The 18,689-nt window shown below is 58.6% G+C and carries 18 protein-coding genes; 12 read left to right on the top strand and 6 right to left on the bottom strand.

What is annotated here, in order from left to right; all coding sequences use genetic code 11:
- The first annotated feature begins 110 nt into the window (after positions 1 to 110).
- Positions 111 to 2,531 (top strand): endopeptidase La, encoded by a 2,421-nt coding sequence (gene lon / locus AC4BBN_RS18795; RefSeq protein WP_490593527.1) that lies wholly within the window; start codon positions 111 to 113, stop codon positions 2,529 to 2,531.
- Between the two features lie 171 nt (positions 2,532 to 2,702).
- Positions 2,703 to 4,157, top strand: coding sequence for a DEAD/DEAH box helicase (locus AC4BBN_RS18790; protein WP_490593526.1), 1,455 nt, complete (start codon positions 2,703 to 2,705; stop codon positions 4,155 to 4,157).
- A gap of 10 nt (positions 4,158 to 4,167) precedes the next feature.
- On the opposite strand, the gene AC4BBN_RS18785 is transcribed toward AC4BBN_RS18790, so the two are convergent.
- Positions 4,168 to 5,013 (bottom strand): symmetrical bis(5'-nucleosyl)-tetraphosphatase, encoded by an 846-nt coding sequence (locus AC4BBN_RS18785; protein ID WP_490593525.1) that lies wholly within the window; start codon positions 5,011 to 5,013, stop codon positions 4,168 to 4,170.
- 23 nt (positions 5,014 to 5,036) lie between these two features.
- Between AC4BBN_RS18785 and AC4BBN_RS18780 the strand changes: the two genes are divergently transcribed.
- Positions 5,037 to 6,341 (top strand): hemolysin family protein, encoded by a 1,305-nt coding sequence (locus AC4BBN_RS18780; protein ID WP_490593524.1) that lies wholly within the window; start codon positions 5,037 to 5,039, stop codon positions 6,339 to 6,341.
- On the opposite strand, the gene AC4BBN_RS18775 is transcribed toward AC4BBN_RS18780, so the two are convergent.
- Positions 6,316 to 7,587: a PilT/PilU family type 4a pilus ATPase gene (locus tag AC4BBN_RS18775; protein WP_490593523.1), complete on the bottom strand. Its 1,272-nt coding sequence runs from the start codon at positions 7,585 to 7,587 to the stop codon at positions 6,316 to 6,318. The genes AC4BBN_RS18780 and AC4BBN_RS18775 overlap by 26 nt on opposite strands.
- A 113-nt stretch (positions 7,588 to 7,700) precedes the next feature.
- Positions 7,701 to 8,741: a phosphoribosylformylglycinamidine cyclo-ligase gene (gene purM, locus AC4BBN_RS18770; RefSeq protein WP_490593522.1), complete on the bottom strand. Its 1,041-nt coding sequence runs from the start codon at positions 8,739 to 8,741 to the stop codon at positions 7,701 to 7,703.
- A gap of 177 nt (positions 8,742 to 8,918) precedes the next feature.
- Here purM and AC4BBN_RS18765 point away from each other — a divergent pair, with 177 nt between their 5' ends.
- From AC4BBN_RS18765 to folK, 5 genes are read left to right on the top strand one after another with little or no spacing between them, the layout of a single operon-like run.
- Positions 8,919 to 9,989, top strand: coding sequence for an AI-2E family transporter (locus AC4BBN_RS18765; RefSeq protein WP_490593521.1), 1,071 nt, complete (start codon positions 8,919 to 8,921; stop codon positions 9,987 to 9,989).
- 2 nt (positions 9,990 to 9,991) lie between these two features.
- Complete coding sequence (gene hda / locus AC4BBN_RS18760) at positions 9,992 to 10,663, top strand: DnaA regulatory inactivator Hda (protein ID WP_490593520.1); 672 nt, start codon at positions 9,992 to 9,994, stop codon at positions 10,661 to 10,663.
- 11 nt (positions 10,664 to 10,674) lie between these two features.
- Entirely contained in the window at positions 10,675 to 11,340 is a 666-nt protein-coding gene (locus AC4BBN_RS18755) for a histidinol-phosphatase (protein WP_490593650.1), read from the top strand.
- Between the two features lie 6 nt (positions 11,341 to 11,346).
- Positions 11,347 to 12,888 (top strand): polynucleotide adenylyltransferase PcnB, encoded by a 1,542-nt coding sequence (gene pcnB, locus AC4BBN_RS18750; RefSeq protein ID WP_490593519.1) that lies wholly within the window; start codon positions 11,347 to 11,349, stop codon positions 12,886 to 12,888.
- A complete protein-coding gene (folK, locus tag AC4BBN_RS18745) occupies positions 12,881 to 13,357 on the top strand; it encodes a 2-amino-4-hydroxy-6-hydroxymethyldihydropteridine diphosphokinase (RefSeq protein ID WP_490593518.1) in 477 nt (158 codons plus the stop codon). The genes pcnB and folK overlap by 8 nt, the downstream gene beginning before the upstream one ends.
- A 60-nt stretch (positions 13,358 to 13,417) precedes the next feature.
- Here the strand turns inward: folK and AC4BBN_RS18740 are convergent, their stop codons facing one another.
- Positions 13,418 to 14,659, bottom strand: a complete 1,242-nt coding sequence (locus tag AC4BBN_RS18740) for an undecaprenyl-phosphate glucose phosphotransferase (RefSeq protein ID WP_490593649.1) — start codon at positions 14,657 to 14,659, stop codon at positions 13,418 to 13,420.
- A 345-nt stretch (positions 14,660 to 15,004) separates the two neighbouring features.
- Here AC4BBN_RS18740 and AC4BBN_RS18735 point away from each other — a divergent pair, with 345 nt between their 5' ends.
- The 3 genes from AC4BBN_RS18735 to AC4BBN_RS18725 all read left to right on the top strand — a co-directional run bounded on the left by AC4BBN_RS18735 (position 15,005) and on the right by AC4BBN_RS18725 (position 17,294).
- The gene (locus tag AC4BBN_RS18735) at positions 15,005 to 15,391 is read left to right on the top strand and encodes a hypothetical protein (protein WP_490593517.1); all 387 of its coding nucleotides are present in this window, start codon (positions 15,005 to 15,007) and stop codon (positions 15,389 to 15,391) included.
- A gap of 231 nt (positions 15,392 to 15,622) precedes the next feature.
- Complete coding sequence (locus AC4BBN_RS18730; protein ID WP_490593516.1) at positions 15,623 to 16,270, top strand: DUF47 domain-containing protein; 648 nt, start codon at positions 15,623 to 15,625, stop codon at positions 16,268 to 16,270.
- A 13-nt stretch (positions 16,271 to 16,283) separates the two neighbouring features.
- A complete protein-coding gene (locus AC4BBN_RS18725) occupies positions 16,284 to 17,294 on the top strand; it encodes an inorganic phosphate transporter (protein ID WP_490593515.1) in 1,011 nt (336 codons plus the stop codon).
- On the opposite strand, the gene AC4BBN_RS18720 is transcribed toward AC4BBN_RS18725, so the two are convergent.
- Positions 17,295 to 17,741 (bottom strand): TM2 domain-containing protein, encoded by a 447-nt coding sequence (locus AC4BBN_RS18720; RefSeq protein WP_490593514.1) that lies wholly within the window; start codon positions 17,739 to 17,741, stop codon positions 17,295 to 17,297. It abuts the gene before it with no gap.
- 8 nt (positions 17,742 to 17,749) lie between these two features.
- Entirely contained in the window at positions 17,750 to 18,271 is a 522-nt protein-coding gene (locus AC4BBN_RS18715) for a GNAT family N-acetyltransferase (protein ID WP_490593513.1), read from the bottom strand.
- Between the two features lie 153 nt (positions 18,272 to 18,424).
- Between AC4BBN_RS18715 and rpsP the strand changes: the two genes are divergently transcribed.
- Positions 18,425 to 18,685 carry a 30S ribosomal protein S16 gene (gene rpsP / locus AC4BBN_RS18710; protein WP_490593512.1) on the top strand — a complete coding sequence of 87 codons (261 nt, stop codon included), beginning with the start codon at positions 18,425 to 18,427 and terminating at the stop codon, positions 18,683 to 18,685.
- The last annotated feature ends 4 nt before the right edge of the window (positions 18,686 to 18,689 follow it).

Here is an 18,689-nt window from a genome sequence, read left to right as displayed (position 1 = left end):
GCATCCTGGATGGATGCAGCTTTTCTCCACCTGCTGCGGATTCGGTAGCAAAGGTGGCTTGAAAACTGCCGCTAGAAGTCCATATTCAACAGGTTACATAAAGGATCTTCATGTCCGGACACATTTCCCTACCTGCCGAGCCGCTCGACTTGCCCTTGCTGCCTTTGCGCGACGTGGTGGTCTTCCCCCACATGGTGATCCCACTCTTTGTTGGGCGTCCCAAAAGTATCAAGGCGCTGGAAGCCGCGATGGAGGCCGAGCGCCGCATCATGCTGGTGGCGCAAAAGGCCGCAGCGAAAGACGAGCCTTCTGTTGCTGACATGTTCGATGTGGGTTGCATTTCCACCATCCTGCAGATGCTGAAGCTTCCTGACGGCACGGTAAAAGTGCTGGTGGAGGGTCAGCAGCGCGCGACGGTCAATCGCATTGAAGATGGCGACTCACATTTTGTGGCCAGCATTACGCCGGTCGTTGGGTCGGCGACTGCACACAAGACGACGGAGATCGAGGCATTGCGCCGTGCTGTGATGCAGCAGTTTGACCAGTACGTCAAGCTGAACAAGAAGATTCCGCCCGAAATTCTGACGTCCATTTCCAGCATCGACGACCCAGGGCGTCTGGCGGACACCATCGCTGCGCATTTGCCGCTCAAGTTGGACAGCAAGCAGGTCGTGCTGGATCTGTCCGATGTGCGTGAACGTCTTGAAAACCTCTACGGTCAGCTTGAGCGTGAAGTGGACATTCTGAACGTTGACAAGAAGATCCGCGGCCGCGTTAAGCGCCAGATGGAAAAGAACCAACGCGACTTCTACTTGAATGAGCAGGTTAAGGCCATTCAAAAGGAGTTGGGCGAAGGGGAAGAGGGCGCGGACATCGACGAGATCGAAAAGAAGATCAAGTTGGCCAAGATGCCCAAAGAGGCATTGAAGAAGGCTGAGAGCGAGCTGAAGAAGCTCAAGCTGATGTCTCCTATGTCGGCTGAAGCGACGGTGGTGCGCAACTACATTGACGTGCTCACAGCCTTGCCTTGGAGCAAAAAGACCAAGATCAAGCACGATTTGCGCAATGCCGAAGAGGTACTGAACGAAGACCACTTCGGGCTGGACAAGGTCAAGGACCGCATTTTGGAATATTTAGCGGTGCAGCAGCGCGTCGATAAGGTCAAGGCTCCGATCTTGTGCTTGGTAGGCCCTCCGGGCGTGGGCAAGACATCTTTGGGGCAATCGATCGCCAAGGCGACAGGGCGTAAGTACGTACGCATGGCGTTGGGCGGTATGCGTGATGAGGCGGAGATTCGCGGTCATCGGCGCACATACATCGGTGCACTGCCTGGCAAGGTTTTGCAAAGTCTGAACAAGATCGGCACGCGCAACCCGCTGTTTTTGCTGGACGAAATTGACAAGCTTGGCACGGACTTCCGCGGTGATCCATCCAGTGCCTTGCTTGAAGTGCTGGATCCGGAGCAAAACCATACTTTCGGCGACCACTATGTGGAGGTGGATTTTGATTTGAGCGATGTCATGTTCGTCGCAACGTCGAATTCCATGAATATTCCATCGGCCTTGCTTGATCGAATGGAAGTTATTCGTCTTGCCGGATACACCGAAGACGAGAAGACGAACATCGCCGTCAAGTACTTGTTGCCCAAGCAACTGAAGAACAACGGCCTGAAAGAAGAGGAGTTGTTGCTAACGCCAGATGCCGTTCGTGACATCGTGCGTTACTACACCCGTGAAGCAGGCGTCCGCTCCTTGGAGCGCGAACTCTCCAAGATTTGCCGCAAGGTTGTCAAAGGGCTACTGCTCAAGCAGATGACTGCACAGGTCAAGGTGACGGCCGACAATCTGAATGAGTACCTGGGTGTGCAAAAGTACACCTATGGCCGTGCTGAAGAAAAGAACCAGATTGGCCAAGTCGTCGGTTTGGCGTGGACCGAGGTGGGTGGCGATTTGTTGACCATCGAAGCTGCCATCATGCCTGGCAAGGGTGTGATCACACGTACCGGCTCTCTGGGCGATGTGATGAAAGAGTCGGTGGAAGCTGCCCGCACTGTAGTGCGTAGCCGGTCGAAGCGTTTGGGAATCAAGGATGAGGTGTTTGAGAAGAAGGACATCCATATCCACGTGCCTGATGGTGCAACGCCCAAAGATGGTCCTAGTGCGGGTGCCGCTATGACTACGGCCTTTGTGTCTGCCTTGACGGGCATCCCAGTGCGTGGCGACGTTGCCATGACCGGTGAAATTACACTGCGTGGCGAGGTCACTGCTATCGGTGGCTTGAAAGAGAAGCTGTTGGCCGCACTGCGCGGTGGTATCAAGACGGTGCTGATCCCCGAAGAAAACGCCAAAGATCTGCAGGATATCCCGGCTAACGTAAAGAACGGGCTGGAGATCGTCCCTGTTAAGTGGATTGACCAGGTTTTAGAGGTTGCATTGGAGCGTATGCCGCAGCCCTTACCAGATGAGGAGCCCGTGGCGGTGGCTGCTGCGCTGGAGCCTGCCGTGACGCCTGTGGTGCCTGTCAAGCACTAGACTGTAAAAAGCTGGCGGAGACCTTGGTTTCTGCCAGCTTTGTGCTTTTAGAGCGTGTGCCCAACGTATGCTTAAAAAGCAGTTTTTTCATTTTCAGGGATAATCTGGGTTTGCCCACGTCGCGTGGGTCCAATTTGCTATTGTTTGAATAGCTACTTACCTCTGGATTTGATGAGCGATACCCCCCTGGATTCTTTCTCGCAGCTGCAGCTTGCAGAACCCTTGTCACGTGCTGTGGCGGACATGGGCTATACGTCGATGACGCCGATTCAGGCGCAAGCTATTCCTGTGGTTTTGCAGGGGCGCGACGTAATGGGAGCAGCCCAAACCGGAACCGGTAAAACAGCGGCGTTTTCTCTGCCGTTGCTGCAGCGCATGCTCAAGCATGAGAACTCGTCTACCTCGCCGGCACGCCATCCCGTCCGTGCTTTGGTTTTGCTGCCTACACGAGAGCTTGCCGACCAAGTTGCGCAGGCTGTGAAGTCTTACGCTAAGTACACTAATCTGCGTAGCGCGGTGGTGTTTGGTGGCATGGACATGAAGCCGCAAACGCTGGAATTGAAAAAAGGCGTTGAAATTCTGGTAGCGACACCTGGCCGTTTGCTCGACCATATCGAGGCAAAGAATGCGGTTCTGAACCAGGTGGAATACGTGGTGCTAGACGAAGCCGATCGCATGCTGGATATCGGCTTCCTGCCGGATCTGCAGCGTATCCTGAGCTATTTGCCCAAGCAGCGCACTACCTTGCTGTTTTCGGCAACTTTCTCTTCTGAAATTAAACGTCTGGCCAGCAGTTATCTGCAGGACCCGGTCACTATCGAAGTGGCCCGCTCCAATGCCACGGCGTCGACTGTGGAGCAGCACTTCTACAGCATCAATGCAGACGACAAGCGTCGGGCCTTGCATCAAGTGCTGAAGAGCCGAGGGATGAAACAGGCCTTTGTTTTCGTGAACAGCAAACTGGGCTGCGCGCGCCTGGCCCGTTCGCTGGAGAAGGAGGGCTTGAAGACAGCGGCCTTGCACGGCGACAAAAGCCAGGACGAACGACTGAAAGCGTTGGACTCATTCAAAAAGGGTGAAGTCGATTTGCTGGTTTGCACCGATGTGGCTGCGCGGGGTCTGGACATCAAGGATGTGCCTGCTGTGTTCAACTTCGACGTGCCTTTCAATGCCGAAGACTATGTGCACCGTATTGGCCGCACAGGCCGTGCAGGTGCATCTGGCCTGGCGGTGAGCTTTGTGTCAGGCAGCGATGCCCGTTTGGTGGCAGACATCGAAAAGCTGGTCAAAACCAAGATTGAACTTGAAGCCATCGAGTTTGAAGAAGACATCCCTAAGATCCGCGTGCAGGGCCGTATCAACGATGGTCGCCGTGCTTGGGGTGGAGATGATCCTCGGGATGTGATGGATACGCCACGTCCTGCGCCGCGTGCTCCCCGCCAAGCGGGAGCACCGCGAGACCCATTTTTTGATCGCCCTTACGAGCAAACCGCTGCTAGCGATGCGGCACCTTCCTGGGAAGCTGCCGCTAAACATGCGACCGTGCGGGGTATTTCGGCCAATATCAAGCCTAAGCGTAAAGTCGCCGCCCTGTTCAAGGCGATTGACAGTTCGGTGTCGGCCTGAATCTGCTTTCTTAGGTGCCGGGGCGCTGCGTCTGTTCGCAGCGTACCTGAATCAGCTGATTGTCTGCCGCAGTGTTGCCCAGCTTCAGCGCACTCAGGCATCCTCCCCAAACGCAGCCTGTATCCAGCGACAGCACGTCGCTGCGGTCCAACCAGCCCAGCGTGGACCAGTGGCCAAAAGCAACCGTGGTGTTAGCTGTACGCCGTCCTGGCACGTCGAACCAAGGCATATAGCCGGCCGGCGCCCCTCCTGCACCTTCTTTGCTTTCAAATTCCATCTGACCTTCGGCAGAGCAAAACCGCAGTCGCGTGAGTGCATTCACGATGACCCGCAGTCGGTCGGTGCCGTGCAGGCCATCGTTCCATTGGGTTGGTGTATTCCCATACATCTGCCCTAAGAATGCCACCAACTCCGGGCCGCGCAAAACGACTTCCACTTCGGCGGCCAAAGCCAGGGTTTGTTCAGCGGTCCATCCAGGCAGCACGCCGGCGTGCACCATCAGGATTTCCTGCCCTTGCAGGTGCTCCAGCAGTGCAAGGCGCTGGTGGCGTACCCAATCTAACAGTGATGATCTGTCCGGAGCCTCCAGGATGCCCTGCAAGGTGTCTTGGCGTTGCGTCGGGCGTATGCCGTGGGCCGCTGCCAGCAAATGCAAGTCGTGGTTCCCCAGCAGGCAGCGTGCGGCATCGCCGTAGCCCATCAAGCGCCGTAGCACCTGGGCCGAGGCGGGACCCCGGTTCACCAGATCGCCGAGCAGGTACAGCGTATCGCGGCTGGGCGAGAAATCCAGCCTGTCCAGCAAGCGTTGCAACGGGGCATCGCAGCCCTGGATGTCGCCAATCAAGTAAAGTGCCATCTCCTCATTCTCACATCTGATCCATGGATTTATTGCTGATCGTGCTGTTGACCTTGCTCAACGGCGTTTTTTCTATGTCTGAATTGGCCTTGGCGTCCAGTCGCAAGGCACGTCTGGCGGCGATGGCCGAGGCGGGGGACAAGGGGGCGCAGGCTGCGCTGGATTTACTGGACAACCCTACGCAATTCCTGTCTTCTGTACAGGTGGGCATCACTTCTATAGGCATGGTCAACGGTATTTTGGGTGAGGCTGCGTTCAGCGATGGCGTTTCTGCCTGGATCCAGCACTGGGGTGTGGCGGCACGGGCGGCGGATGTGTCGGCCACGGTGATTGTGGTGACGGTGATTACCTTTGTGACCATTGTGTTCGGTGAGCTGGTGCCCAAGCGCATTGGCCAGCTGCACCCGGAACTGGTGGCGCGCTATGTGTCGCGGCCCATGGCCTGGGTGGCCACGGCGGCCAAGCCATTTGTGCGTTTGCTGTCCTTCAGCACCCAGACCGTGTTGAAACTGCTGCGTATCGACAATGCAGCGGGCCGCTCCGTGACCGAGGAGGAAATCGTTGCCAGCCTGGAAGAGGGCGTGGACGCGGGCGTGATCGAAGAGCACGAGCACCTGATGGTGCAAAACGTGTTTCGCCTGGACGAGCGGCCGCTGACATCCCTGATGGTGCCGCGTACCGACGTGGAGTGGCTGGAAGCTACGCACAGCGTGGCGCAATGCCTGCAGATGGCCAGCAGTGGTGGCGACAAGGGCGCGCACTCCTGGTACCCGGTGTGCCGTGGGTCGCTGGATGACGTGGTGGGCGTGATCAGCGTGGCCCGTTTACTGGAGCTGGGTGCTGACCAGGCTGGCCCGGTGGAGCCGTATGTACTGCCTGCTGCTTTTCTGCCCGAGACACTGAGCGGTATGGAGCTGCTGGAGCAGTTCCGCGCCAAGTCGGGCCGTATGGTGTTCGTGGTGGACGAGTACGGCGTGGTGCAGGGCTTGATGACCCCGCGCGACCTGTTGGAGGCGATCACTGGCGAACTGCAGCCCGGCGCGCAGGCCGATGCCTGGGCCACGCAGCGCGACGATGGCTCGTGGCTGCTGGACGGCCTGATGCCGGTGACGGAGCTAAAGGTCCGCCTGGACATCAAGGAGCTGCCCGACGAGGCGCGGGGCCGTTACAACACCGTGGCGGGCTTGCTGATGTCGGTGTCGGGCCGGATGCTGGCGACGGCGGAGCGTATCGAGTGTGCGGGCTGGCTGTTCGAGGTGGTGGACCTGGACGGCAAGCGCATCGACAAGGTGCTGGCTATGGCTACGGGGTCTGCTGGTCCAGCTTAGCCTGGCGCAGGCGGGCCATTTGCTCGTCTTCCATTTGGCGGCGTTTAAGCCGCTGCTTCTCTAGCTCTTCTGCGCGCAGGGCTTCGATTTCTTCTTCGGTCAGTGGTTTGTCGAAGGTCAGCTCCATGCCTGCGGCGGTAGCGGGTTCGCCGCGCGTGCTCTTCAGCTTCAGGTTCAGCCGTAGTTCATTGGCCGAGTCGGCATTGCGTATGGCCTCTTCGTAGGAGATATCGCCTGCGTTGTACAGCTCGAACAGGGCCCAGTCGAAGGTGCGCATGCCCATCTCGCGCGACTTGTCCATGATGCTTTTCAGGTCGCCAAACGCGCCCTTGAAAATACGGTCGGCCACGATGGGCGTGTTCAACAGCACCTCGACGGCGGCGCGGCGGCCTTTGCCGTCCTCCATACGCACCAGGCGTTGCGACACGATGGCGCGCATATTCGCCGACAAATCCATCAGCAGCTGGTTGCGCCGCTCTTCGGGGAAGAAGTTGATGATGCGGTCCAGCGCCTGGTTGGCATTGTTCGCGTGCAGCGTGGCCAGGCACAGGTGGCCGGTTTCGGCAAATGCAATCGCATGCTCCATGGTCTGCGGGTCGCGGATTTCGCCAATCAGAATCACGTCGGGTGCCTGACGCAGTGTGTTCTTCAGTGCGTGGTGCCAGGAGTGCGTGTCCACGCCCACCTCACGGTGGCTGACCAACGACATCTTGGAGGTGTGCACGTACTCCACCGGGTCTTCCACGGTGATGATGTGGCCGCCAGTGCTGGCATTGCGGTGGTCGATCATGGCCGCCAGCGAGGTGGACTTGCCCGAGCCCGTGCCGCCCACGACCAGCACCAGCCCGCGCTTGTGCATGATGACTTCTTTCAGCACCTCGGGCAGGACCAGGCTGGCAAAGCTGGGGATCTCGGCTGCTATGGTGCGTATGACCATGCTGACGTTTTGCTGCTGCACGAAGACGTTGACGCGAAAGCGCGCCACCCCGGGCAGTGCCATGGCGAAGTTGCACTCCATTTCCTTGGCGAACTCTTCACGCTGGCGCTCGTTCATCATGGCGTGGGCCAGCATGCGGGTCACGTCGCCGGCCAGCTTCTGGGCCGACAAGGCCTTCATCTGGCCGTGTGCCTTCATGCTGGGCGCAAAGTCGCAGGCAATGAACAAGTCCGAGCCACCCGCCTGGTGCATGGCGGTCAGCAGCTTATGCATATAGCTGCGGGCTTGGTCTTCGGTCAAAGCAGACATGGCGGGCCCTCGGTTGAACGGTTTGCTATATTTTAAATAGCTGCTAGCGCAGGTATTGTCTGCGCTAGAGGCCTATTTCTTATAAATTAAAAAATAGGCCGGTATTCCGCGTCTCAGGCAACAACGACAGGGGCGGTGTCGCCGCGCGGTGCAATCTTGCCGATTTCAAACACCGATTCACCCAGGCCGCGCAGGGTGGCTGCCGTGGCTGCAGCGTTTGCCGCGTCCACCACCACCACCATGCCGATGCCGTTGTTGAAGGTGCGGTTCATCTCGAAATCATCGATGCCGGCCGTCTTTTGCAGCCAGGCGAACAGTTCGGTCTGGGGCCAGCTGCCTTTCACCAAGTGGGCGGCCGTGCCTTCGGGCAGTACGCGGGGGATGTTCTCCAGCAGGCCACCGCCGGTGATGTGGGCCAGGGCCTTGATCGGGTGCTCAGCCAGCGCGGCCAACACGTTCTTCACGTACAGGCGGGTCGGCTCCATCAGGGCTTGCTTGAAGGGTTTGCCGTCCAACGTGGCGGGTGCGGTGTCGCCCGCGCGTTCGATGCATTTGCGCACCAGGCTGAAGCCGTTGGAGTGCACGCCGCTGCTGGCCAGGCCCAGCACCACGTCGCCGGGGGCGACTTCCTTGCCAGTCAGGATCTTCGATTTCTCGACGGCGCCGACGGCGAAACCGGCCAGGTCGTATTCGCCTGCGGGGTACATGCCGGGCATTTCAGCGGTTTCGCCGCCGATTAGCGCGCAGCCCGACAGCTCGCAGCCCTTGGCGATGCCGCCGACCACGGCTGCAGCGGTGTCTACATCCAGCTTGCCGCAGGCAAAGTAGTCCAGGAAGAACAGCGGCTCGGCACCTTGCACCAGCACGTCGTTGACGCTCATGGCTACCAGGTCGATGCCCACGGTGTCGTGCATATTCCATTCGAACGCCAGGCGCAGCTTGGTGCCCACGCCGTCGGTGCCGCTCACCAGCACCGGTTCTTTGTAGCGCTTGGGCACCTCAAACAGCGCGCCAAAGCCGCCAATACCGGCCAACACCCCTTCGCGCATGGTTTTCTTGGCCAGCGGCTTGATGCGTTCGACCAGTGCGTCGCCTGCGTCGATATCGACCCCCGCGTCCTTGTACGAGAGGGGAGAAGTGTGGGAAGTGGTCATGGTCGGAGCGTTTAGAAGGGGGCGAAAGATGCGGACATTGCTGCCCAGATAAGCGGGCAGACGGGATTTAGCCGTGTAGCCCTATAGAATTTGGGCAGATTTTAAGGGCTTGCGTGTGCAAGTCCGCACAGCCGGCTCCTGGCGCCATCCTTCTTTTCTGCTTCTATCCACCTCTTGATGCAATTTACCCCCACCCAAATGCGCGGTTTTACCTGGATTTCCATTGCGCTGGGCATGTTGCTGGTGCTGTGGGTGCTGGGGCCGGTGCTCACGCCGTTTGCGGTGGCGGCGGTATTGGCGTATGTGTTGACGCCTTTGGTGGATTCGCTCGATAGCCTGTGCCGTGGCCGTGTGCCGCGCTTGCTGGCTGTGGCCGTCGTCGAGCTGGGCTTTGTGCTGGCTTTTCTGATGCTGGCGCTGCTGATCGTGCCCATTGTGGTGAAAGAGGCGCCCTTGATGCGTGAGCAATTGCCCGGGCTGCTGGATGGTCTGGTGCGCTGGTTGCAGCCCTTACTGGCGCAACTGGGGCTCAAGGTGTCTCTTGACCCAGCCAGCATCAAGGCGTTTGCCTTCAAATATTTGAACGCAAACGTAGAAGAGGCGCTGGGCTCGCTGTTTTCTTCGCTCAAGCTGGGCGGAAGCGTGGCGCTGTCGGTGGTGGGCAATCTGGTGCTGATTCCGGCAGCCTTGTTTTACCTGCTGATGGATTGGGACCGGTTTGTTTCCCTGATTGTGCAGTTTGTGCCCACCCGCCTGCGCGCGGGCTTTGACCATTTTGTGGACGAGGCAGACCAGGTGCTGGGCCAGTACCTGCGCGGGCAACTGTTGGTGATGCTGATCATGGCGGTGTTCTACGCGGTAGGCCTGAGCCTGTTCGGCCTGGACTTGGGGCTTCCCATCGGCATCTTCACCGGTCTGGCCATGTTTGTACCTTACCTGGGCTTTGGTGTAGGCCTCGTGCTGGCTAGTTTGGCGGGGCTGCTGCAGTTCGCTTCCATCAAGGCTGTGGTCATGGTGGCTGTCGTATTTGGCTCCGGCCAAGTACTGGAAAGCCTGTTTCTCACGCCCCGGCTAGTAGGGGAGCGCATAGGCCTGCATCCGCTCGCGGTCATTTTTGCCTTGCTGGCATTTGGCGAGGTGTTCGGTTTTGTGGGCGTGCTGGTGGCTTTGCCTGTTAGTGCGGTGATGCTGGTGGCCATACGTCGCCTGCGCACGCGCTACTTTGCCAGCCCTTTTTACCGAGGCTGAGCATGCAGCAACTGGTATTGGACATCGGCCTGGCGACCAGCCCTACGCTGGGCAATTTTTTCGCGGGGCAGAACCAGGCAGCGCTGCAGCATGTGCAGCAGGCCGTGGTGGACACGGGCCGCCCTCTGCAAACCTATTTGTGGGGTGAGCCCGCCACCGGCAAAACCTATTTGCTGCGCGCAGTGCGCGAGGCCTACCGCATGCAGGCCGCGAGGGTTGGCTGGCTGGACCCCAGCGTTTATGAGCCGCCCGAGTTTGACGATAGCTGGGCCGCTGTGTTGCTGGACGATGTGCATTTGTACAACCCTGCGCAGCAGCACATGGCCTTCAAGTGGTTTGTGAATGCGCAGACGTGCAATTGCTGGGTGCTGGGTGCCGGCGATGTGCCACCGGCCCACTTGGTGCTGCGGGAAGACCTGCGCACCCGCCTGGGTGGCGGCCACGTGTTTGCGCTGCAACTGCTCAGCGAAGACGAGCGCCGTGCCGTGCTGCGCCGCGAGGCCCAGGCGCGTGGCCTGGTGCTCAGCGACGAGGTGGTGGACTTCATGCTGCGCCGCTTCAGCCGTGACCTGGGCAGCTTGATGCAACTGCTGGAGCACCTGGACCGTTATGCGCTGCAGACCCAGCGCGCCATCACCATTCCTTTGGTCAAATCCATGCTGGAGACAATTTGAAAGACCACCCCGTGAAACTGGCGCTGTTCGACCTCGACCACACGCTGATCCCCATGGATTCCGACTATGCCTGGGGCAGCTACACCACCGAAATCGGCTGGACTGACCCCGTGGTGTTCAAGCAGCGCAATGACGATTTCTACGCCCATTACAAGGCCGGTACGCTGGACATCCACGAGTACGTGCTCTTTGCCACGGCTGCGGCGCGGCGCCAGGGTGCTACTAAATCCATAGCTGCTCACGCAGATTTCATGAGCGCAGTCGTGCAACCAGCCATTACACCGCAGGCGCTGGACTTGCTTCAGCAGCACCGCGCTGAGGGTGCGCAGCTGGTCATCGTCACCGCTACTAACGCCTTCGTCACCCGCCCCATCGCCCAAGCGTTAGGGGTGGAGGAGCTGATTGCGGTTGATCTGGAGCAGGACGCCAGCGGCTGGATCACCGGCAACATCCAGGGCGTGCCATCCTTCCGCGAGGGCAAAATCACCCGCGTGGAGCAATGGCTGGCCCAGCGGGGGTGGGGCTGGCAGGACGTGGACGCTACGTTTTACTCCGACTCTATCAACGACCTGCCACTGCTGGAAAAGGTCCAGCATCCCGTCGCCACCAACCCCGACGCGCGTTTACGCGCAATTGCCCAGGAGCGCGGCTGGCGCATACTGGAGCTGTTTTCCTAATTCCCAATGATCAAGACATTCATCGACAAACTGCTGGGCAAAAAGCCCGCCGCGAAACAGCCGAAGTTCGGCAAACGCGCTGAAATCCCGGTCACCGAGCACGGCATCAACCCCTCTTTGGTGGACGAGCGCGCCATCAACGTGGTCAGCACCCTTCAGGCGGCTGGCTTCGAGGCCTATATCGTCGGCGGCGCCGTACGCGACCTGTTGGTGGGCCTGCGCCCCAAGGACTTTGACGTGGCTACCAACGCCACGCCCGAGCAGGTCAAGGGCCTGTTTCGCCGTGCCTTCATCATCGGCCGGCGCTTCCGCATCGTCCACGTGGTGTACGGGCGGGGCCGCGAGAACGAGGTGATCGAGGTTTCCACCTTCCGCGCCTATATGGACAACGCCGCCGCTGAGCAGGTCGCCGGTAACGAACGCACCAGCAAAAGCGAGCTGGCGAACATGAAGCACGCTGTCGATTCCAGTGGCCGCGTGCTGCGCGACAACGTATGGGGTCCGCAGGACGAAGACGCGGCCCGCCGTGACTTCACCATCAACGCCATGTACTACGACCCTAAGAGCCAGATCGTGGTGGACTACCACGGCGGCATCAAGGACACCAAGAACCGCGTCATTCGCATGATTGGCGACCCGGCCACCCGCTACCGCGAGGACCCGGTGCGCATCATCCGCGCCGTGCGTTTCTCTGCCAAGCTGGGTGCGCTGGGTTTCACCATCGAACCCAAAACTGCCGCGCCCCTGGTGCACTCGCAGAAGTTGCTGGCCGATGTGCCGCAAAGCCGCTTGTTCGATGAAATGCTCAAGCTGCTGCAAACCGGCCACGCCGTGGCCACCATCGCCCAGCTGCGCAAGCTCGGCATGGCCACCGGCATCTACCCCTTGCTGGACGTGGTGGTGGAACGGGCCGACCAGCCCTTTGTGCTGGCCGCGCTGCAGGACACCGACCGCCGCGTAGGCGAGGGCAAGCCCGTCGCGCCCAGCTTCCTGCTGGCGTGCGTGCTGTGGGCCGACGTGCGCGAGGGCTGGGCCGCCCGTACCGGCCGCCAGCCGCCCTTCGTGGCGCTGCAGGATGCGATCGAAGACGTGTTCAACGCCCGCATTGGCGATGTGTCCGGCCGTGGCAAGCTGGCTGGCGACATGCGCGAGACCTGGCTGATGCAGCCGCGCTTTGAAAAACGCGTGGGCAGCGGCCCCTACGGCATGATCGACCAGCCGCGCTTCCGCGCCGCTTTTGACTTTATGCGTCTGCGTGCCGATGCCGGTGAGGTGGATCAATCCATCGCCGATTGGTGGCAGGAGTTCACCACCGGCAGCGATGACCAGCGTGAAGACCTGCTGGCCCAGGCCCGCGAAGAGCAGGGCCGTCGCCAGAAGGCCGTGCGCGTACCCCGTGTGGTCTCGCAGCCACGTGCGGCAGCAGACCAGCCTGCAGCCGTGGACGCCGCCCCTGAGTCTGACCTAGCAGCCGCCCCCAAGAAGCGCCGCCGCCGTCGCAAACCCGGTGCGGGCGGCTCCGCTCCGGCAGCCGGCTCCGATGCTTGAGCTGCAGCGTACCCCTGTCACCGCATACATCGCGCTTGGCGCCAACCTCGGAGATGCTGCCGACACGGTGCTGGTAGCCATGGATGCGATCCATGCGTTGCCCAATACCCAGGTGGTCCAACGGTCCTCGCTGTACCGTACAGCCCCCGTGGACTCCGATGGTCCGGACTACGTGAATGCGGTTGTTGAAGTAATCACGGGTTTGTGCGCGCCCGCTCTGCTAGGGCAGCTACAGAAAATAGAGCAAACGGCAGGCCGCCTGCGCCCGTACCGGAACGCACCGCGTACGCTGGACCTGGACATTCTGCTGTTTGGCGCGGCCCGCATCGAGAGTCCGGCATTGACCGTGCCCCATCCGCGCATGTGGCAGCGGGCGTTTGTACTCCACCCGTTGGCAGAGATTGCGCCCATTCAAGTTGCCTCGAATCAGCTGAGCGCAGTGCGCAATCAGGCTATAGAAAAAATATAAGAAAACAGGCTCTAGCGCAGGTATATCCTGCGGAAGCAGCTATCTAAAATATAGCGATCATTAATACGCTTTTTTATCGTTCAGAACCACAAGCACGGTTTTGACGATGATCCACAAGTCAAATCCCAGGGACCAGTTGCGCAGGTACTCCAGGTCGTATTCGATACGTTTTTCCATCTTGTCGATGGTTTCGGTTTCGCCGCGGTAGCCGCTCACCTGTGCCCAACCGGTAATGCCGGGTTTGACCTTGTGCCGCACCATGTAGCCTTTGACCAGCTTGCGGTAGGTTTCGTTGTGGGCCACCGCGTGGGGGCGAGGGCCTACGATGCTCATTCGGCCCTGTAACACGTTGAAGAACTGGGGTAGTTCGTCCAGGGATGTTTTACGCAATATGGCACCCAGCGGGGTAATGCGGCTATCGTTCTTGGTGGCTTGTTTGACGACCGAACCATTGTCTTCCGTGGTCATGGATCGGAATTTGTAGACCAGAATTTCCTTTCCATCCAGGCCGTAGCGCCGTTGTTTGAAAATGATCGGGCCAGGGGATGTGAATTTGACAGCCAAGCCCAGCATCACAAATACGGGGGATGCCAGCAGCAAAATGCACAGCGAGATGATGACGTCTGAGATGCGCTTGATCAGCCCGCTCATGCCATTGAACGGGGTTTCGCACACGGCCATAACGGGCATGGGGCCCACATTAGTCAGTCGCCCCTGGATCAGGTCGGTCATGAAAATATCAGGTGCGAAATAAATGGAGGCTGTGGTGTCTTTCAGGTCATCCAGCAGGCTCAGAATGCGTGGCTGGGACGCCATGGGCAAGGCAAGATACAGGGCGGTAACATTGTGGGTGTTCATGTAGTCCGCTAGGTCAGACATGCGACCAAGCAAAGGGACCTTACCCAATTCCGCTAGGCGGTCTGAGGCGCGGTCATCAAAAAAACCAAGCACCCGTGTGTTCAGGTAGGGGTTTGATTCGAACTCGCGCATTAGACGCAGTCCTACCTCGTTTACGCCGGTAATGACGACCTCCCGTGGCCCGTTCTGCGCCATGAATCTAGGCACGGCCCAGCGCATGAGAAAGTGGCAACCAATTTGTACAAATGGGGTCAACACGGCCCAGGAGATCAAAACTGGTCGCGTAAAACTCTTCAAATAGCCTGTAGCTATGCCGAAGCCGCCCAAGATCAGTAAAAAAGTTAGCCAATTTGTCAGCAGTTTTCGCAGAACCCGGCGCGGAGCCTCGTGGAACCCTACGTTGCCAGGGAACGAGAGTGAAAAAGCTATCACCCCCAAGATCATGTAGCGTGCAGAAAACGGGTGGGCAAATGCGGCCAGGCATGCACCCAGGACCACGATAGTGATCACAGGGTCCAAAAAGGCCTCTATTACGCCGACAAGGGAAAAGCTCGGTCGGAGGAAGTTTTTTTGCTTGTCAATGGCATTTATCATGAGGAGCCAGGGTGTCGTGGTGCTGAAAAAGCCCAAATATGCGCAAATGTACCAATGTCTGGCGGGTGAAGCAGATTTGCGGGGCAGGGTCGCATATTAATTTTCCACAATATAAAAACTGTTTCAATTTCAGTAGTTTTTTTGCTGAAGCGCACACATTGTTGCAATTGACCGAGGGTTTACCAGAGCATCTCCTTGTATATTGCAGTGCAGCAAGTGTGCGATTTACCAGGGGTGTTTATGTTGAAGCTAATTAATATCGTTGTGGCTCTCGGTTTCGTATCGATGACGGCGGTGTGTGCGGCAAACACAGGCATTACCGATCCGCTTGCGGTTCCGCGCATGAGCGTAGCCAAAAATTCGTCTGGCATGGATTCCGCAGTTGAAGCCGTGCAAAACTCTGGCATGGTGAAAGTAGCTCTGGGTGCCAGTCCCCGCGGGCGTGCAGCGGACACGAGCAATGCACCCCTCAGTGGTGAGGCTGACTTGATGGATGACATGGGGAATCTGGATGGTCGAGCGATATGGGCTGGCCTGGCTTTGGTGGCGGTCATTGCCATGCGCCGCATTCGTAACGATTAATTCTCGGTTTTGTTGGATCCGTCAGGGCCGCACCGTTTGAGGTACAGGCTTTGATGGAATGGGGGGTTACTTCTTTGGGTATGGGGCGTCTTCTTGCCTGAGAGCTTCGGAACGGGTTCCGTTGTAGCCGTTAGCGTAGCTCTTCAGTGTGTCTTGTTCTGGGCGGTTAAACTCCGCTCTGTCATTTTTCCGTCATATTTCTGACGCAATCCCCCCCTTAGGAGTCTCGCCATGCTGTTTGGCAAGCTGTTGCCGCGTGAAGGCAATTTTTTTGAAATGTTCAACCAGCATGCTGATCGCATCGTGGAGGCGGCGCGGGCTTTTTCCTTGCTGGTCGCGAACTATGGTGACCCGCAGTTGCGTGAGCGCTACACCCGTGAAGTAGATACTGCCGAGCATGCTGCCGACCGTGTCACGCGCGAGGTCAATAAGATGTTGCATAAGACCTTCATCACGCCGATTGACCGGGAGCAGATCCACCAGTTGATCAACACCATGGACGATGTAGCGGATGTGATCCAGGATTCTGCAGAAACCATGTCCTTGTACGACGTGCGCCACATGACAGAGGACATGTCTCGTCTGACCGAGTTGAGCCTCAAGTGCTGTGAGCGCGTGAAGGATGCTGTCTATATGTTGGCCAAGATTGCCGAGCCAAAGGTTGCCGAGGCCGCCCTCAAAACCTGTGAAGAGATCGACCAACTGGAGTCGGATGCAGATCGGGTGATGCGTTCCGCCATGAGCAAGCTGTTCCGCGAGGAGCCCGATGTGCGTGAGCTCATCAAGCTCAAGGCGATCTACGAGTTGCTGGAAACCATCACCGACAAATGTGAGGATGTTGCCAATTTGATCGAGGGCGTTGTCCTCGAGAACTCCTGAGTCGGGGTTTTAGATGGCTACGGTGCAGGTGGGCTTGTGGGTGGTAGTGGTGCTGGTCGTGATGGCGCTGCTGTTTGATTTTATGAACGGCTTCCACGACGCGGCGAATTCGATTGCGACGGTGGTGTCCACCGGCGTGCTGAAGCCGGTGCAGGCTGTCGTGTTCGCAGCCCTGTTTAACTTCGTTGCTCTGTTTATTTTCCACTTGAGCGTTGCGGCAACAGTGGGAAAGGGGATTGCTGACCCGGGTGTGATTGACGTCCACGTGGTGTTTGGTGCCCTGATGGGCGCGATTTTCTGGAATCTGGTGACCTGGTACTACGGTATTCCCAGCAGTTCCTCACATGCGCTGATTGGCGGCATTGTGGGCGCGGTCGTGGGCAAGGCGGGTTCGGGGGCGCTGGTGGCTGGCGGTATTTTGAAGACCGTGGCCTTTATTTTTGTGTCCCCCATCCTGGGCTTTTTTCTGGGGTCGCTGATGATGGTGGCGGTGGCCTGGATTTGTCGCCGCGCTACGCCCTCCAAGGTGGACCGCTGGTTCAGGCGGCTCCAATTGTTGTCTGCAGGAGCCTATAGCTTGGGTCATGGCGGCAATGATGCGCAGAAGACGATCGGCATTATCTGGATGTTGCTGATTGCGACTGGCCATGCGGCTGCAACCGATGCTTCTCCACCGATGTGGGCCATTGTGAGCTGCTACTCCGCGATTGCGGGTGGAACCATGTTTGGCGGCTGGCGCATCGTGAAGACAATGGGTCAGAAGATTACCAAGCTCAAGCCAGTGGGTGGGTTTTGTGCCGAAACTGGCGGTGCATTGACCTTGTTCTTGGCAACGGCTTTGGGTATTCCTGTTTCCACCACGCACACCATTACCGGCGCGATTGTGGGTGTAGGTTCAACCCAGCGCGCCAGCGCGGTGCGTTGGGGTGTGGCTGGAACCATCATCTGGGCCTGGATTTTTACGATTCCCGCCAGCGCCTTTGTGGCTGCCGTGGCCTACTGGTTCAGCCTTCAGATTTTCTGATCACGGAGTGTTTTTGGGCGTTACTTCGATTTGGTATTCGAAGTAACGCTGAAAGCTGAAAGCCAGGCTGGCCATCAGCGTGCCCGTGCCGACCAGCAGGGCGCAGACCAGTGCGCCGACGGTCAGCCAGTTGGATTGGCCAGGCGCCGCCTCGGCGTCTGTAGAAGGGTTGTAGGCTGCGTTCCATTTCTCTGGCGTCTTCAGTCCATAGACCAAAGCAGACAGCGCGCCTGCCGTGATGGTCACCCCAAGCAGCGGAATCAAAACCCAGCTCCAGTGGTCGTCCAGACCCATTTGCTGTGCGCGCATGACGCCGTACAGGCCCAGCGCCGAGGGAAGGGGGTAGAGCCAGCCCCAGATATCGCCCATACCCCGTAGGTAAAAACGGTGCAGCCCCAGCGGGCCACCCAGAAAGGCCAGCCAGGTCGCCACAGTTTTATTTTTCATGCGTAGATTTATTCAGGTGAATGGCTGTCACCGGCACCTATGGCTTTTTCCATCAGCACCACGTCCAGCCAGCGGCCAAATTTCCAGCCGCAGGACTGGAGTATGCCAACCTGGCTAAAGCCCAGGCTACGGTGCACGCCAATGGAGCCCGCATTGGTTGAGTCTCCGATTACCGCGATCAGCTTGCGTATACCAACTCTTTCAGCCTGCGTGGAGAGCTCGGTCAACAGCAAACGTCCCAGGCCTCTGCCTCCAATATTGGGGGCCATGTAGATGGAGTCTTCGGCGGAAAATCGGTATGCGGGACGTGGCTTGAACCAGTTGCAGTACGCAAAGCCTTGCACCTGCTCTGCGTCCTCCAGCACCAGATAGGGCAGGCCTTTGGCGAGTACGTCGGCTCTGCGGCTGGCCATGTCTTCGGCTGTGGGGGGGGTGGTCTCAAAGGTGCCGGTGCCGTGCAGTACGTGGTGGGCGTAAATGGCGGTGATGGCAGGAATATCTTCGTCTCGGGCGGAGCGTATGGTTGGCATGTAGAAGGACGTTATAATTGAAGGCTTTTCAGCGTGTCACTGGCTAGGTGGCCAGTTGCGTGTCTCAACGTTGGAATATATCGCTAGGTTCTTACGTCAAGTTGGGGCCTGGTACATCGGTTGAAATGGTTCAACCATCCCGAAGGATAAATCATGGTCGTTATTCGACTCGCCCGTGGCGGTGCAAAAGCACGCCCGTTTTTCAATATTGTTGTGACCGACAAGCGCACCCGCCGCGACGGTCGTTTCATTGAGCGCATCGGTTTCTACAACCCTATCGCTACCACCAATGAGGAAAGCATCCGCATTGCCCAGGACCGTTTGACCTACTGGCGCGGCGTTGGTGCACAAGCTTCCCCCACGGTGGAACGCCTGATTGCACAAGCGGCCAAAAAAGCTGCTCCTGCTGCGTAATCAA

It is taken from the genome of Rhodoferax sp. SPJ21 (genome assembly GCF_058216335.1).
The sequence above is the reverse complement of the archived record's forward strand: the minus strand, read 5'-3'. Positions and strand labels throughout refer to the sequence as shown.

Bases quoted from the DNA above. Each gene is read 5' to 3' on its own strand.
- AC4BBN_RS18775 (WP_490593523.1), bottom strand. From the start codon at position 7,587: ATGTCTGCTTTGACCGAAGACCAAGCCCGCAGCTATATGCATAAGCTG.
- AC4BBN_RS18730 (WP_490593516.1), top strand. From the start codon at position 15,623: ATGCTGTTTGGCAAGCTGTTGCCGCGTGAAGGCAATTTTTTTGAAATG.
- lon (WP_490593527.1), top strand. From the start codon at position 111: ATGTCCGGACACATTTCCCTACCTGCCGAGCCGCTCGACTTGCCCTTG.
- AC4BBN_RS18720 (WP_490593514.1), bottom strand. From the start codon at position 17,741: ATGAAAAATAAAACTGTGGCGACCTGGCTGGCCTTTCTGGGTGGCCCG.
- AC4BBN_RS18785 (WP_490593525.1), bottom strand. From the start codon at position 5,013: ATGGCACTTTACTTGATTGGCGACATCCAGGGCTGCGATGCCCCGTTG.
- pcnB (WP_490593519.1), top strand. From the start codon at position 11,347: ATGATCAAGACATTCATCGACAAACTGCTGGGCAAAAAGCCCGCCGCG.
- AC4BBN_RS18780 (WP_490593524.1), top strand. From the start codon at position 5,037: ATGGATTTATTGCTGATCGTGCTGTTGACCTTGCTCAACGGCGTTTTT.
- AC4BBN_RS18765 (WP_490593521.1), top strand. From the start codon at position 8,919: ATGCAATTTACCCCCACCCAAATGCGCGGTTTTACCTGGATTTCCATT.
- purM (WP_490593522.1), bottom strand. From the start codon at position 8,741: ATGACCACTTCCCACACTTCTCCCCTCTCGTACAAGGACGCGGGGGTC.
- AC4BBN_RS18790 (WP_490593526.1), top strand. From the start codon at position 2,703: ATGAGCGATACCCCCCTGGATTCTTTCTCGCAGCTGCAGCTTGCAGAA.
- AC4BBN_RS18740 (WP_490593649.1), bottom strand. From the start codon at position 14,659: ATGATCTTGGGGGTGATAGCTTTTTCACTCTCGTTCCCTGGCAACGTA.
- AC4BBN_RS18725 (WP_490593515.1), top strand. From the start codon at position 16,284: ATGGCTACGGTGCAGGTGGGCTTGTGGGTGGTAGTGGTGCTGGTCGTG.
- folK (WP_490593518.1), top strand. From the start codon at position 12,881: ATGCTTGAGCTGCAGCGTACCCCTGTCACCGCATACATCGCGCTTGGC.
- hda (WP_490593520.1), top strand. From the start codon at position 9,992: ATGCAGCAACTGGTATTGGACATCGGCCTGGCGACCAGCCCTACGCTG.
- rpsP (WP_490593512.1), top strand. From the start codon at position 18,425: ATGGTCGTTATTCGACTCGCCCGTGGCGGTGCAAAAGCACGCCCGTTT.
- AC4BBN_RS18715 (WP_490593513.1), bottom strand. From the start codon at position 18,271: ATGCCAACCATACGCTCCGCCCGAGACGAAGATATTCCTGCCATCACC.